Origin of the sequence: Streptococcus sp. HMSC064D12 (assembly GCF_001837205.1) — a bacterium.
Taxonomy (GTDB): Bacteria; Bacillota; Bacilli; order Lactobacillales; family Streptococcaceae; genus Streptococcus; species Streptococcus salivarius_D.
Genome location: NZ_KV831732.1, coordinates 48580 through 63189 on the forward strand (window position 1 = coordinate 48580; position 14610 = coordinate 63189).

16 protein-coding genes are annotated in these 14610 nt (G+C 38.1%); all 16 read right to left on the reverse strand.

The window, feature by feature from the left end; genetic code table 11:
* Positions 1-11: 11 nt before the first annotated feature.
* Positions 12-1181, reverse strand: a complete 1170-nt coding sequence (locus HMPREF2697_RS03550; protein WP_070849662.1) for a JAB domain-containing protein — start codon at positions 1179-1181, stop codon at positions 12-14.
* A 73-nt stretch (positions 1182-1254) separates the two neighbouring features.
* Positions 1255-1410, reverse strand: a complete 156-nt coding sequence (locus HMPREF2697_RS10490) for a hypothetical protein (RefSeq protein WP_180364356.1) — start codon at positions 1408-1410, stop codon at positions 1255-1257.
* Positions 1411-1443: 33 nt separating this feature from the next.
* Positions 1444-3438, reverse strand: a complete 1995-nt coding sequence (locus HMPREF2697_RS03555) for a VirD4-like conjugal transfer protein, CD1115 family (protein WP_070849665.1) — start codon at positions 3436-3438, stop codon at positions 1444-1446.
* Positions 3439-3447: 9 nt separating this feature from the next.
* Complete coding sequence (locus HMPREF2697_RS03560) at positions 3448-3972, reverse strand: DUF3801 domain-containing protein (protein ID WP_051411993.1); 525 nt, start codon at positions 3970-3972, stop codon at positions 3448-3450.
* Between the two features lie 12 nt (positions 3973-3984).
* The gene (locus HMPREF2697_RS03565; protein ID WP_051411994.1) at positions 3985-4893 is read right to left on the reverse strand and encodes a hypothetical protein; all 909 of its coding nucleotides are present in this window, start codon (positions 4891-4893) and stop codon (positions 3985-3987) included.
* A gap of 2 nt (positions 4894-4895) precedes the next feature.
* Positions 4896-5165, reverse strand: a complete 270-nt coding sequence (locus tag HMPREF2697_RS03570; protein ID WP_037599289.1) for a hypothetical protein — start codon at positions 5163-5165, stop codon at positions 4896-4898.
* A 15-nt stretch (positions 5166-5180) separates the two neighbouring features.
* The gene (locus HMPREF2697_RS03575; RefSeq protein WP_037599291.1) at positions 5181-5699 is read right to left on the reverse strand and encodes a hypothetical protein; all 519 of its coding nucleotides are present in this window, start codon (positions 5697-5699) and stop codon (positions 5181-5183) included.
* 4 nt (positions 5700-5703) lie between these two features.
* The gene (locus HMPREF2697_RS03580) at positions 5704-6387 is read right to left on the reverse strand and encodes a hypothetical protein (RefSeq protein ID WP_037599292.1); all 684 of its coding nucleotides are present in this window, start codon (positions 6385-6387) and stop codon (positions 5704-5706) included.
* A gap of 24 nt (positions 6388-6411) precedes the next feature.
* The gene (locus HMPREF2697_RS03585) at positions 6412-9186 is read right to left on the reverse strand and encodes a phage tail tip lysozyme (RefSeq protein WP_070849667.1); all 2775 of its coding nucleotides are present in this window, start codon (positions 9184-9186) and stop codon (positions 6412-6414) included.
* 56 nt (positions 9187-9242) lie between these two features.
* The gene (locus HMPREF2697_RS03590; RefSeq protein WP_037599395.1) at positions 9243-11621 is read right to left on the reverse strand and encodes a VirB4-like conjugal transfer ATPase, CD1110 family; all 2379 of its coding nucleotides are present in this window, start codon (positions 11619-11621) and stop codon (positions 9243-9245) included.
* A 68-nt stretch (positions 11622-11689) separates the two neighbouring features.
* The gene (locus tag HMPREF2697_RS03595) at positions 11690-11932 is read right to left on the reverse strand and encodes a hypothetical protein (RefSeq protein WP_142236168.1); all 243 of its coding nucleotides are present in this window, start codon (positions 11930-11932) and stop codon (positions 11690-11692) included.
* Positions 11883-12263: a hypothetical protein gene (locus HMPREF2697_RS03600; protein ID WP_037599297.1), complete on the reverse strand. Its 381-nt coding sequence runs from the start codon at positions 12261-12263 to the stop codon at positions 11883-11885. Before HMPREF2697_RS03600 ends, HMPREF2697_RS03595 begins: the two co-directional genes overlap by 50 nt.
* Positions 12264-12277: 14 nt before the next feature.
* Positions 12278-13027 carry a hypothetical protein gene (locus HMPREF2697_RS03605; RefSeq protein WP_037599298.1) on the reverse strand — a complete coding sequence of 250 codons (750 nt, stop codon included), beginning with the start codon at positions 13025-13027 and terminating at the stop codon, positions 12278-12280.
* 61 nt (positions 13028-13088) lie between these two features.
* The gene (locus HMPREF2697_RS03610; RefSeq protein WP_142236167.1) at positions 13089-13433 is read right to left on the reverse strand and encodes a hypothetical protein; all 345 of its coding nucleotides are present in this window, start codon (positions 13431-13433) and stop codon (positions 13089-13091) included.
* Positions 13434-13509: 76 nt separating this feature from the next.
* Positions 13510-13737, reverse strand: a complete 228-nt coding sequence (locus HMPREF2697_RS03615; RefSeq protein WP_037599300.1) for a hypothetical protein — start codon at positions 13735-13737, stop codon at positions 13510-13512.
* Positions 13738-14330: 593 nt separating this feature from the next.
* A partial coding sequence (locus HMPREF2697_RS03625) for an LPXTG cell wall anchor domain-containing protein (RefSeq protein WP_142350074.1) occupies positions 14331-14610 on the reverse strand: 280 nt, incomplete at its 5' end.

Below are 14610 nucleotides of genomic sequence, written 5' to 3' on the forward strand. Positions count from 1 at the left end.
TCACTCCTCCCTTAGATGCTCCGCCCTTGTTTCTTTTTAGGGTTATCTTGTAGTTTAGCGCTTTGTTTCTCAAGAGTATCTGCAAGTTTTAACAAATACTTGTCTACCTCCCTTTCTTTAGCCATTGCAAGAAAGCTCGCTCCAGGGGTACGTTCTTGAGCTAATGACGTAACCCCTCTGCTTGATGCAATATAGTGATCGTATAGGCGCTTTTCAAATAATTCGCCAAGACGTCCTAGAGCTCTTGTAGTCTCTATGTCAGCTTTAGAAGCCCTTAATCCGCCAGAAGGATGATTATGACTAACAATAAAGCCCTTATTTTGGTCTTTATTGACTTGATCCATGACAAAAGCAAGGTCAACGACAGTATTACTATAGGCACCCATAAACATATCCTTAACACCGTTAATGTTCAATTGGTCATCATAAGTGATAACTGTGAAAACCTCCTGTCTGTTCATAGTAGCTTTCATACATAATAACGACTCAATTTTTTGTTCATCATAATAAACATTTAAGCCTTCAAGTTCTTTTGCTACATAGTAGCCAACAAAATCACTTAGTTCGGATGCTGCTGTTAGCTCCTCAGGCAAGTCATAAATGCTATCATTTCCAATACTAAATTCTTTATAATCGGCAGTATTTTCATAGCCTTTAAAATCAACAGGTTCATATTTCTCGGCTTCATGCGAATACATTCTTAGCGGAAGTATGCCTTCTTCTCCATAAATTGATACTCTATCAAGACAGTCCCTAGCGGTATTTCCATAAACCCCTCTAATCAACCCAATATTACAATCAATATCTCTAATTACATCATCTTGATCTTGAGAAAAGATATTTGGGTGATCTACAATAGCGTAAGACTTAATATCTGCCTTAAATGCAATATTAAGAACCTCTTTCTCAGACATATCCCCAGAAATTTTTGCATAATATGTAGGGTTCCGTTGAGTCGAAAAACCAATGATATATGCTTCATTCTCCCTTGGAATCAATTGCTCACTATTCACAAGTTTAAATAGAGCCTCATAATTAAAAACTTTTGGTGACTCATAGCTAATTTCTTGTTTCGCATAAGTCAGGAAATTCTGAAGGTCATCAACTCGTGGATCATCGTTCGTTATCAGGTCATAAAGCTCTTGGGTGTTTGCAACGCCAAAGTAATCATATAAGCTCATTTGTTATTCCTTCCATTTTTATGTAATAGAAAAAGCCAAGTCTTAATTGACCTGGCTTTTATCTTTAGTTAGACTAATAAAATTTATTTAAAAGTTCTTCCAACTCCTGGACAAGTGGTTCAGTTGGATTGTTTTGCATATACTCAATAAGTTCATCAAAGGTACTTACCCCTAAATCTTCCATCAGGCCCTTAAAACCTCGTGGTTTTTGTTTGATATCTTCAGTCATATAATCACCTCCGTTTCTTGTATTATATCACTATCAATCTTCATCCCATGCAAAAGGCAGAACATCTTCAGTTTCTTCTAGGTCGTCTTCTACGACTTTTTCATGATGAATTGGTAAGACGGTTTCTTGAAATGCACTCTCAGAGGCAATCTCAGCATTATCTTCAGGGATCATTGCAGCTTGGTTAGCCTCTACTTCTTCGTTGCTTGCTTGAGCTTCATTTTTAGCAATTTCAGCTTCAAGTTCAGCAGTCAAATCAACGACTGTTTCATATTCGATATTGGCCAAAAATTCTTCAATATCAGACCCATAGCGGACATAATCATACCAGTTTTTATCAGAAGGGCTATCCGCAAGCCAGTCTTTCATTGGGTGTAGATTTACACTTGTCTTTTTATCTCGACAAACATTCTGCTTGGCAATAAAGACTAAGGCTTCATCAATACCGATACGTGCAATCTCGTCAGGTGTCATCAAATCACGGCCTTGGCGCTGGTGAGACGTGCTACTTGAGCCACCACGTCCACGGCTTTCAGAATAGTTCTGAATATCAATTGTTTGTTTCCCTGCACGCATTGAGAAATACTTCATGGTGTCTTCATCATTGGTACCTAGATAAAGCAGAGTCGCACAGTTATTTAAGATTGTTTTCCAGTCATCCTTATACAGGGCTTTTAATTGGTTAATCGCTTGTAAGATAATCTTAATGGACATTTCACGGCTTCGCACAGAGGCCAAGACTTCATTGAAATTAGGAATACGGCCAATGTTAGCAAATTCGTCAATAATAAATTGAACATGAAGAAGGTCCTCATAGCTGTAACCTTCACGTCTTCCCTGGATAATTGCATCAGCACCGTGGGTTAATTCCTCAAACATGATTGCAAAGAATGTTGAGGCTAAGAAGTTGAAAGCCTTGTTTGTTTCTGGAATTGCAATGAAGACAGCCGTCTTTTGAGTATTCCATGTATCAATATCCATTGAGTCTGTCTTAATCATATCAGTCACAGCTTGGTGATCAAAGACAGAATATTGTGCAGACATCACAGCAAGCACTGAGTTTCTTGTTTCTGCTTGAAAGTTTGCATTAAAAAGCTCCCATTGACGACAAGCATAGTTGCCAGGGAGTGCTTCTTCCAGCTCTTCAAACATTAGTTCTACAGGGGCAGGAACATCCTCCTCTTTACGTTGCAAGTTACGCAAGAGATCCCCAATCATAGATAAGTTAGGTTCATATCCTCGAACCTGACTATCAAAATAGAGATAACCAATTAAGGCCCTGGTTAAAAGCAAGTTGGCTTGTACCCAGAAATTTTCACCTTGGGAGTCTGATTTTTTAGTTCCTTCAATGATGGCTTCAGTTACTCGGTCTATATCTAGTTCCGAGTGCATATACTTGAAGGGGTTAAACGTATTTGAATTTGATAAAGTTACCAGGTCAAACACTTTAACCTGATAACCATGTTCTTCCAACATTGTACCCACTTCATGCACAAGTAACCCTTTAGGGTCAGTAACGACATAAGAACCGTTCATCTGCATCAGGTTAGGTTTAACATAAGTAAAGGTTTTACCATCACCAGGAAGACCACAGGCAAGAACATTCTTGTTTAGTTGCCACTCAAAGGGGAGACGCTTGTTGTAAAGCCCCATCTTCACATTCTGAGTGAAAAGCATGTTATTTTCAGGCTCTTTGTCCTGAAACCCCTGGAGTTCTCTTGGAGTCGCAAAGCGGGCCGACCCTGCTTCTTCTCCTAACCTTAGATTTTTTGTGGTACTCATTTTACTATAAATAGCAAGAGCAATAAAGAAACCTATAGCCATTGCAGCAAACCCTAAAGGCTTGGAACTAAAGAGAAAATAAGGAGGGTTGAAATAGTTTGTTACTGTATACTCATAAGGCATGAATAAGTGTTCTGCCGTTACAGGTGGGGACATAGAAAAAAGTGTGTAGCCACGGTTTAAAGCTAGAGCAAAGACAAGCCCTAACACTGCAAATGGCCAGAATTTAGGTTTTTTATTTTGCATAAGCCCCTCCTAAACTGACTTCGTAGGCTTCTTAATTTTAGTTCCTACTGATTGTTTTGGCGCTGCTGCCTTATGTTTAGCAATTTGTTCTTGAGGTTTTAAGTCTTTAGGAGTCTTCTGAAGAGATTTAATTTGTTTTTTGTCGTTAATAATATCTTCTTTTACTCTTTCAAGAGCTGCTTGAAATTGTTTTTGATCTTTCGATTTAAACCAGTAGTTATAATTGCCATTTGCTAACTCTTCTGCATGAAATTGAATGCCATATTCCTTCAAATAGGCTTTTAACTTGTCTAGGTTCATTTCATTATTTGAGAATTGCTTATAATCTAATGTATCGCCTCTTTTCTTTAGGGCATCTATAGATTTTTTCTCGCCAGGACGTGCCTCAATTTTAGCAGAAACCTTCTTACTTATATCAACAGCTCCATCTGCTAATGATTTTGCTAGAACGGAACTGATATTGAATAGGAGTCTGGCAGTCATCACCCCTTGATTTTTAAATTCTCTAATGGCACCTTCTTGATCTACAACCATTTTTCTTCTCCTTTATCCTGGATAATCTGACTCTTTCGGCAACTTAGTTACCTCATAGCCATACATAGCCTTTTTGGCTTTTTTTACAGTAAATTTGAAACGTGATGATTTAGTCTTATCATCTTTGTTGTAACTAACAACGTAAGTCATTTCATAAGTCTGCTTATCTTTGGTTTGTGCCTTTTCAAGCAGGACCGCTGTTGTAGTCACCTTGTCAAAAGGTTTGTTAGAAACCTTTGAGCTAATGAAATTATCAAGGTCACTATTTGTAAGATATGCTCCAATAAAGTAGCGACTAAAAACATCTACTTCATGTTCATCTGACATATCACTAACAGTTGAAGTTTGTTTTGGTGTAGACTGTGTTGTTTTAATTGCTCCCGTTTTAAGACCTACTGCAATAGTGTGTGAAACACCTGCTCCATAGAGTGCTAAGAAGAGAACCACCAACCAAGCCACAATTTTACCAAAACTTACAATGTTAAGTTTGCTTCCTGTATAAGATGATGAAGGAACAACATTATTGCTAGTAGGAAAATTTGTTTTTGTGTCTGAAATAGGTGACACTTGTTCCTCTTCATCAATATTCACTGGGTTACTCTCTTCTGGTTCTGATACTGATTGAGGAGGAACCTTTAGGGCTTGTTTAGGTTTCCGACGACTAAACAAGCCTCCTCCTTCAGTGGCTAAACCAAAGTCTTTCAGAGATTGTTCAAGATCGCCTTCCGTTGGGGGAATTTCTACAGTCTTCTCTTCTAGTACTTCATTTGTTTTAGCGTTTAAATGAGTTAATTTATAGCGCCCCATAGTGTTTGTGGCCAGGTGTCTTGTTTCAATCTGCTCCATTTCATAGAGAAATTGAGCACGATTTGCAAATTCGCTAATTTTGTTTGTATTTAGGTTTGTAACTTGAAATGTCATTATCAATCACCCTCCTTGTAATTCTTAAGAGCAGCATCTAATTCTTCAGGACTCATATCATAACGCTTGATTACTTCAAGACGTGCTTCAACTTGGAGCTCTTCAACTTGCTTATTATAACCATCCAGGCGCTTCTGAATGGCAGCAAGTTGTTTCTCCGTCTTTGCTTTCAATTCTAAAGCCCTATCTAAGCGTTCTTGAATTGTTTTCTTTTTGCGTTTAGGTTTTTGTTCAGTTTGTTCTTCTTGTAGTTTTTCTTGATAGTCGTTCATTGTTTATATTTCCTTTCATTGTTTACGTTCAAGCATGATATTGCAGTTAGCAAAAACAGGATCATCAGCTAGTCCTTCTGGGTGAACATACTTATTATTAAATAAAAACTCATCGGCATCATAGTTTAATAAAACTGCACCGCCTTCATCTACATCTACTAGCAAACATTCAAGTTGATCGCAAGCCTGTTTTAGCCTGTTAGCTGTTCGTGGTTTTAACAAGCCACTGTTAGAAATGAGTACGCTCATCCTAATCACTGTGTTGTTTTCACTAAATTCCAAGTTTGGTTCATTGTAGTCCAGATTATCGTCCTCCCACGCCTCTATAATGTAATCATAAAGACGTTCTAGCACTTTCTGCCCCTTAACAACCATATAAAGATTTGGACACTCACCTAGATACATCTCAAATTGGATATAACCAGTACCATAAGGAATTAAAGCCTGTACTCCTTCCCTGTTCTCATCCCTATACTGTTTCGGTAACGTTCTGGATAATTCATCAAGCCTTTGTTTAAAATCTTTAAATTCCATCTAATTATTCCTCGCTGTTTAAAGAGTCTGTAGAAGTTGGTGAAGTAGCATTTCCGCTTCCGCTAGTACCAGTAGAAGCAGAGGCATTACTTCCAGAGCTTGAAGCACTCTCTAGTGTGCCATAGCTATTAGTAGTGTCTGTAACATTTGCTGAGTCTGTGACAATAAGGTAGCTCATGTTATTGACCTTAAACTTTTTACCATCTTTAGTAAATGTTAGGCGCAATGTATTTTTACTAGCAACATTTTTCTGAGCATCTTTATAGTCACCCTTATTTTTTAGGAGTGTATTTGTGTAGTTGATTGTGGCAATGGCCGTATTGTTCTTTTCATCAATAAAGATATCGGCTGATTTGAAAGCTTGGTCAACTACATAACCTTTATAAGTTTGATTAACGGGTTCGTTTTCCATATTGACAACAGACGTATATAGACCATCAGTCATAAAAGGTTTATAACGAGAACGGTTCTCCTCCAGGTCCTTCTTCGTATAATAAGCAATCAAGAATTTCCTGATATAGTCCTGGGTCAATTCAGTTCCTTCAGCAACTTTTTTTGTTTTAGGGGCTGACACTTTCTGTGTTGACTTACCAATATGTCCAACACCGAACCCAATAACAAAGATCAGAATTACTATAATAGCAACTCCTACTCCTTTTAAAATTTTAACTTTAAATGTATCAATCATAATAAACCTTTCTTTAGTTGTATTTTACTGTCCAGGAGGCATAGCAAAACTATAGTAGCTTGCATTATTGACAACCCTCCAATGGACTTTATCTTGGACAAAAGTATAATTAAGCTCAGAAATCAAGAATGACCCATCATCATTAACGTGCTCAACAAACATTACATGACCATAGATACCTAAAGTACCGTCAAAGCCACCAGCAGTTGAACATACGGCCCCAACTTGAGGGGTTGAGGTTGTATGCCAACCGTTTTGAGCAACAAGGTTAGCAACCCAATCTTGACCGTTCCCAAGTTGTGGAGCTACATCAAGCCCCCAAGTTTCGTGTACTCGGTTCCAAACATAGAAAGTACACTGTCCTGCAGGATAATTGTTTCCTGGGTAACCTGTGACAGTGTTGCTAGACGGTTGACCCCATTTTAGTTTTCCTTCGTATTCACTAGGGAAGTCCCAAGAAGAGGCCTTAGTGCCTCCTGGCCCTGAACCTGTTCCTGAACTCTTAGGTGTTTGATGGAACCAGGTCAAAGCCTGTTTCGCAATCTTTTGACGTTCGCTGATTTTATCACCTGGAACACCTTCCCATTGAGAAAGAAAACGACTCGTCAGAGTATCTACATCATCATTACTTGTCAATACGCTTTTCAAAATATTGATATAGTAGGGGTTATCCCCTTCAAGCATGAAACGGATTTGAGCGTCAAGTGTATACCATTTTTTATCAATCTTCTTGGCATATTCAAGTAAAAGTGTGTGGCGTGTTGCGCCATCTGCTGTGTCTGTCCACTGACCTAGACCAAGTCCACGGTGAAGAATGTTTGGGAAACCTCCACCATAAATAGCAGGGCCTCCCATATTCAACCATTCCTCATTTTCCCATGAGTCGGCAGAAGCTCCGACGGGAGGGGAGAGATAATCTCCTTCAGCACGTTTAGGCTCAATTTGAGACTCTACACCAAAACACCCTGCCATTGCAGCAATTCCGTTGTCGGTTGCTTCAGGAAGGGACTTCTTGACTAAATCATAAAGTTGTTTTGCTCGTCCACTCATTTCACCTGCTGTCTCTGTCGTTGTCACTTGGGTATGTTGGCTGTAAGCAACAAAGGGAAAGTAAAAACCAGGATTGACGATTTGCCATTTATCAATCTTCTTCCCTTTTTTATCTACGTTACGGGTGAAGGTTCTGGCATCCTCATTATCTTCATCACGTTTCTCAAGATATTTGGCTTCATCATAATATCGTTTGTCGTCTTTATCGTCTTTGTCCAAAGTCTCTTTGCGTTTAGCATAGGCAATTTCTTGTCCGTTACCTTGAACAGACCCTAATTCAGTCCCCTCTTCAATCTTGTCTCCAGACTTAACACGAGCTCCTGAAACGTTATAGAAAATAAACTCCGCATCATCTGTATAGATAATGATATTAGTCTTCTGTTTCTTTTCTTCGCTTTCCTTTTTATCCTTTGGAAGGTTCGTTTTGAAGGTCTTTAGTGTAGATTTTCCAACCTCAACTTTTCCGTCCATAGGCGCATAAAGTTTTTGACCTGAAGAGGCCTTAATAGTTGTGTTATAGCTAAACTTATCTTTTGCTGTATAACCATAACGTTTTTCTATCATGACTCCTTCAGACTGACTTTTATCATCAGCAGCATTATACAGAGGGTTTTGAAGCTCTTGCATTCCAGGATATTTCCCTGACTCCTTTGCATTTTCAAGAATTTCTTCATATTCTTCACGATCAGACTTACTGAGTTTGGTCCACTCTTTCCCGTTTGTATAGACATCTTTCATTGTCTTCAGGTTATTTGGGTCTTCGTTTTCCTGTTTCCAAATATCATCAAGAGCATCTGAAAAATGGTTTAGACCAAATTTTCCTGCCCATTTGCCACCATTACCATCTTCCCACTTGGCAGATGGTTCCCATTCTCCTCCGTAACGGTAATTCATGTATAGTAGAATTTCATCAATATCTGTGTAGTATTCAACCTTATCATTCGATTTTTTACGGTCTGTCTTAGATAATTGGACCCAAGAGTCATTTAAACTGAAATCTGTTTGTTGAACAATATTTGACGAGAATACACCAGTGACCATGACCACAAGTAACATTAAAGCTAGAATTACAGCAACCACCCAACCAACTGGTGTCGCAAAGAAAGCAATCGCTCCGTTGACAGCAGCAGCAGCAGCCTTAATAGCTAGATGAGCCACTTGCAAGGCTCTTCTGGCTCCTTTGACACTTGCCTGAGCAGCACGCCTAGCATTCTTAGCAGTCCTTTTTGCGACTCTTCCCGCTGATTTCGTTGAACGTTTGGCAAAACGAGAGCCCTTAACAACACCTCTACCTGTTGCTTTAGATACTCTTCCGATACCTCTAGCACCTTTTTTGGCACTGCGAAGGGCATTTTTTGACGTTCTCGTATGCTTTACAATTTCTTCTAAATCTTCGTCTTGACTTAGACCTGATGAAATATAAGAAGTGACAGCACTTGTACCTGTGTGAGCAACAGCTCTTGTAATCTTCTGGGTCTTTGTCGGGTTTGTCTTTTTAACTATCTTCTTTGTTTTACGAGCAATCCTTAAGTTTTCTTTACTCTTCTTCTTGAGTTTGAGAGCTTCAGCTCCTCCTCCTTCACGATAGTTCTTAGCAGCTTCCCGATAAGCGGCCTTAGCTTTTTTATACTCTTTATTCGCACCTCGCTGTGCAATTCGGCCTCTATTGTTATTATGCCTTTGGACAGCCTGACTGATTTCTTGTTTTCTTTGAGAGTATCTACTTTTTGACGATTGATTATTACTCAAGAAATAATCACCCCTTTCTATTTAGATATGAAAAAAGAGGTGATTATCTATCACCTCTATGCACCTGCTTCAGAATAAGCATCTGTTGCAATTAGTTTAAATAATTTCGTAGTGCTTGGGATTGGGTTTTCAAAAGGAACCACAGTTCCGCCTGCAATAATAAGACCTGTTCCCTTTGCTTTAGGTTTCGTTACGTATCTTAATTGACTTTCTGTCAATTCATACATAGCTGCCAATTCACGAGCATCAGACCCTTTTTGTTTCAAAAGTACAACAAATTCTGAGTTGTTTAACAGCTTACGTCCTTCAGTACGATCAAGCAACGTTTCCACGTTCTGAGTAATTCCCGTAGGAATAGCCCCATATTTACGGACACGGGCGTACAGGTTAGTGAAAAATAGTGCCTGATTATCAGTTTGAAATTGGTTTTGCATTTCATCAAAGTAAATACGTGTAGTGAATTTTCCTTGATTATTAACAACCATATTCCAAATATAGTCTTGAATAACCATCAGTGCGAAAGGCTTCAATTTCCCATCAAGTTTTTTCAAATTGAAGATAACAAAGCGGTCATTGATATCCACATTTGTTTCATAAGAGAAAATATCCTGAGAACCTTTAGCATAGGTTTCAGAAGCAATTGCCATATCTCTAGCTTCTTGTTCTGGTTGATCCAACATAATATCATGCCAATCTTTAAGGGTTGGCATACGTCCTTTATCTTGGAAACGTTCGTAAGTTAAGTGAGTTACACGGTCAATAATAGACACCTGAGCATCTGTAACTTCTGTAAGTACGTTTTCAAAGAAACCAATCAACAATGAAGATTTTTGAGCAATTGGATCTCCATCTTCAGCATCCAGTTTATCCATATCAGGCAAATCTAGTAGGTTAAGGTGAGTCTGAGAACCTGGGTAAATATCTATCATCTGCGCTCCAAATTCTCGTCCGATATCACTATACTCGTCTTCAGGGTCTACTATGATGACTCTATCATATATGTTTTTCAATAACGTTGGAATTACTTCCATTGATTTAACTGTTACCGACTTACCACTTCCTGAGCTCCCAAGAATAACACCTGAAGGTGTATTCAAATCACGTTGACGATCAAGGGTAATCGAATTATGGCTTAATTGGTTTTGCCCATAATAGACTGCCCAGGGGCTCTTACTTTGAAGGTCAACGTTCGTGAAAGGGACCTGTGTCACAATATTAGAGGTTGTCATGTCACGCATATAGTTTTGTTTCACTTCAAGGAACGGAATACCAATCGGTAAAGTTGAATTAAGACCATTTTCTTGTTGGTAAGAGGCTACATCAAATTCTGCGCCATGCTTACGTCCAGCAGCCTTAACTCGACTTGTAAAGTCTTCTAGCTCTTCTTCGCTATCCGCTTTAAAGAAGACTGTAAAAATGCCTGAATAAATTTTTTGGTCATTATCCTGTATTTCAGACTTCCAAACTTCGGCTTCTTCAGCAAGTTCCGCAGCAACCCCACCAGTAGCAAGTTCCTGTGAAATACCATCACGAGCCCCTGCTTTTTGACTTTTGACCATATCCATTTTGATAGCCGCCTCTGCATTATTGATTTTTTTCAAGGACTCACCTACATCGTAAGGACGTGCTAAAACATTGATAACTAATTCAATACCAACATCAACAAGCGACTTAATCAAACGATCATTAAGGAAATTCGGATAATTTCTGACAAACATTACACGTCCAAATTGATTATCAATCTTCATCATTTTAGGTTGGAACCAAATTGAACCAGGTGCAATAAATGACTTGGTACCAAGACCACTTCGGATAAGGTCACGGTAATCAAGGTTCAAGTATGGATTACCTCTAAGAATATCAGAGAAGATATTTAATCGATCTGAGCCATTTAATACCTTGAAATCAACATCTACCGCCTGGAATTGAGCTGTAAAGTTGTTTTCAACGTCATTAAGCCTACGGTAGGCCATTTTTCTATCTTCAGCTATTGTAGAAACTGTAACAAATTTTTTAACCTCAAAGTTATTTTGTTCCTTATCAAAACGATCTTTAATTATTTTGTTGTATTCATCACGATAATCATTGAAACCATCATTTACTCTATCATAAGAAATTTGCTCTACAGCATTGTCAGGTAAAGGACGGTTAATGACCGTGAGTTGGTAGGTGTTATCACTGTCTAAGACATTTAAAGCATCAGCATAATAATCTATAATATCTGATTTTTCGTCATCGCTAGCGGTAATGTAGTTAGCATCACCCAAGGCATAGGTCCGTGAAAACTCACGACCTGTAATGTGCATGAGTCCATCTTCAAAAAGACTCGTGTACTTAATTGTATTTTGAGTTGATTTTTTTAATGCTTTTTGTAGCTGTTTCCCACGTTCTAGCTCCTCTTGTGTAAGAGGTGGCTTAATTCCATTCGTGGACATCTTTTGCTTGCGAAAAGGCAGAATTGCCATAAGTTACCTCCTTATTATTTCCAAATGCTGTGAAATCATCATCTATCATATATGTTTTTAAATAAAGTTGGAATTATTTCCATTGAACTAACTGTTACCTTTTTACCACTTCCTGAGCTCCCAAGAATAACACCTGAAGGTGTATTCAAATCACGTTGACGATTAAGTCCAAGCTTCCAAACTTCGGCTTCTTCAAAAAGTTCCGCTAGCTCCTCTTGTGTAAGAGTTGGCTTAATTCCATTCGTGGACATCTTTTGCTTGTGAAAAGGCAGAATTGCCATAAGTTACCTCCATGTTATTTCCAAATGCTGTGAAATCATCATCAGTTTGATAGCTTCTTTCTTGAATTGTTAATATAAATAGCATTCGTTCTTTAACAATCCCGTCCAACTTAAGCCCATAGACGATAAAAGGTGGTGTTCCTAGAACAACCACCATATACATATATAGGTCAGGAATAGACCAAAAAACTGTTGGTAAGACACCAATCATAACGACAGTTCCTACACCTAAGACCATTATAAAAATGCGGGCCGTCATACCGCCTACAACCGATCTTTCATACTGATCAATTTCTTTTAGGAAAATCGACCCTAATTTACTTTTATTCAACTGTATACCTCCATTTAGTTAGCTTGGAGAAGTGATCTTGCCATCCGTTGTGAACCTAAGAGCAACCAAACAAATAAAATGCACTTTCCAATATAAGAAAAACCTGATGCAAATGTTTTTATCCAATCTGCATTAGCTAGGTCAATATCGGTTTGTACTCCGAAGGCATGCCAAATAACCAATAAAATGACAATCAAAAGTCCTTGGAGGGCAGCTGCGGTAGTCTTTCTCAATAAATTAGTCGCAATGCTTCTTGTGTCATCAGACATCCAAAAAGCAACGATTAAAGGTGATACGGCTCTGTAGAGATAAAGTTCAATAAATCTCATAAATACTAGGATATTTGTTAGCATCAAGGCTGTGGCACCGCAAAGATATGCTAGTGCATTTACAACCGCCCTAATGACCCAATTTCCTTTTTTAAGAGCTGTAAATTCAAAAAGATCATTCGATACGTTAGCTCCAACCATACGTATCAATAGACTAGTAACCTGCATAATAGCAACAACAATTTGGCTTGACAGGGCTACTAGAAAGTATGCAATAAGATACTTTAAAGCAACTTCTAACATGAGACGATAAGTCAGTTCTCCGCCTTGTTGCTTAAGATACTTGTACCAGGACATCATTTCTACTAACAAAAAGAAACTAACAATAATATAACCTACTACAACAAAACTTTTATTAATACCAATAACAGCTTGGTTTGCAGCGCTATTATATTGCCTTAAACTTTTTGTCATGTTTTTTATAAGTTCGTCCATAGTCCTCCCTTCATACTTTAAGGATAAAAAAAGAAGTGTCTGAAACACTTCATGATAAATATTAACGTGATAAGAGAAAAACAAAACCTATGATACGTACAAAAAAGAAGAAAATGGTCAAAATAATATTAACTATAAATAAAGCAAGTGAGAAAGCAAGTTTTACCAACCCCCATAAAACACTGATGATAAATGTCAGTGCATTCCAAAGGCTTCTCCAGGCTGATTTTTTGCGATAGTTAGGACTATGATTTGAAATATAATCCTGACTTTCGACAGTTAAAGGAGTAGATGACTCAGAAATTACAAAAATATCACCATTTTTTTCGGCTTCATAAACCTCTGAAATAGATGGTTTATGACCATTGATACTTTCGTAATAGTCAATCCATTCTTCTCTATTCATAATCATCAACCTCTTTCCTAATCTTTTTCTTATTGTATCATAATTATTAACGCTTTGGTATCTCTCTAAATATCTTTTAAAATTGAATTGAGTTGATTGCAGCAACAATTGCAGCTGCAATACTTGCTGATACAGCAGCTAGTCCGCCACCATAAACCATCCCCGCCATTCCGTTATCGGTTTGCTGTGGGTTTTGGTTCTTTTTTCCTTGGAAGAACTCAATTGCACCTACAAATGCCCATCCTAGGCCACCAATAGCGACCAATGCACCCATGACAGTAATAATTTTTGTAACAACTTCCATTCTTTTATTTCTCCTTTGTTTCGCAAAAAAGAGGCATCAGCCTCTAGTTAGTCTTCTTCAATAATCACACAAGGTTCATCTTCTAGTAAGATGACTTGTGGAGCTTCTTGTTTATATTCAATCATGATAGAACCTCCATCTATACAAAGGACAGTTAGATTTCATAGACAGTTTATTGACTTATCTAGGTCAATATTCAAACAAATAACGAGCCAGGGAATCGAACCCCGTTACGCTCCTAAAAGCACTCGCTACTAACCAATGTCTTATCGTAGTTCTTGGTTAAATGAAATCTAACTGGCTTGTATTTTAATGATTAGGTTTATTTATTTTCTGACATTATTATGCTATAATGTCGATGTAAGTTTTAAATTTTTATAAATTTTTAACTAACCCCGATGGCCGTCGGGGTTTTTTTGTGTAGAGGTTGCTGAAGACCTCTTCTTTAAGACGGGTTTATCAAGCCATTCAAACCGTCCTGATAATTTTTTAAAATTTGTAATATAACGGCCGATTAAAATGTATAGCATATTAAGACCAATTAAAATTACAAATGATAAAAGAATTCCTAGAATTGGTTTTAGGTAATCCATCTAGTCCTTCTTACGTTTTGGCAAGAAACCAAGTCCTGCTGCAATAAGAAATGCGCCTAGGCTTGTAAGGCTTACTGTAAGGGCGGTATCATCACCAGTGTGTGGTAACGACTCTGTTTCAGCGGCTACTGCTTGTTTGTCAGTTGACGGTTTAGCTCCAGGGGCTTTATCCGTTACCTTATTTGGATCAGGAATTTGACTGTTAGAAGCAGTTGTTTTTGACTTCTTCGTCTTAGAAGTAGATGGTTTTTCCTCAGACTTTGGTGTTGTCGGAGGAGTT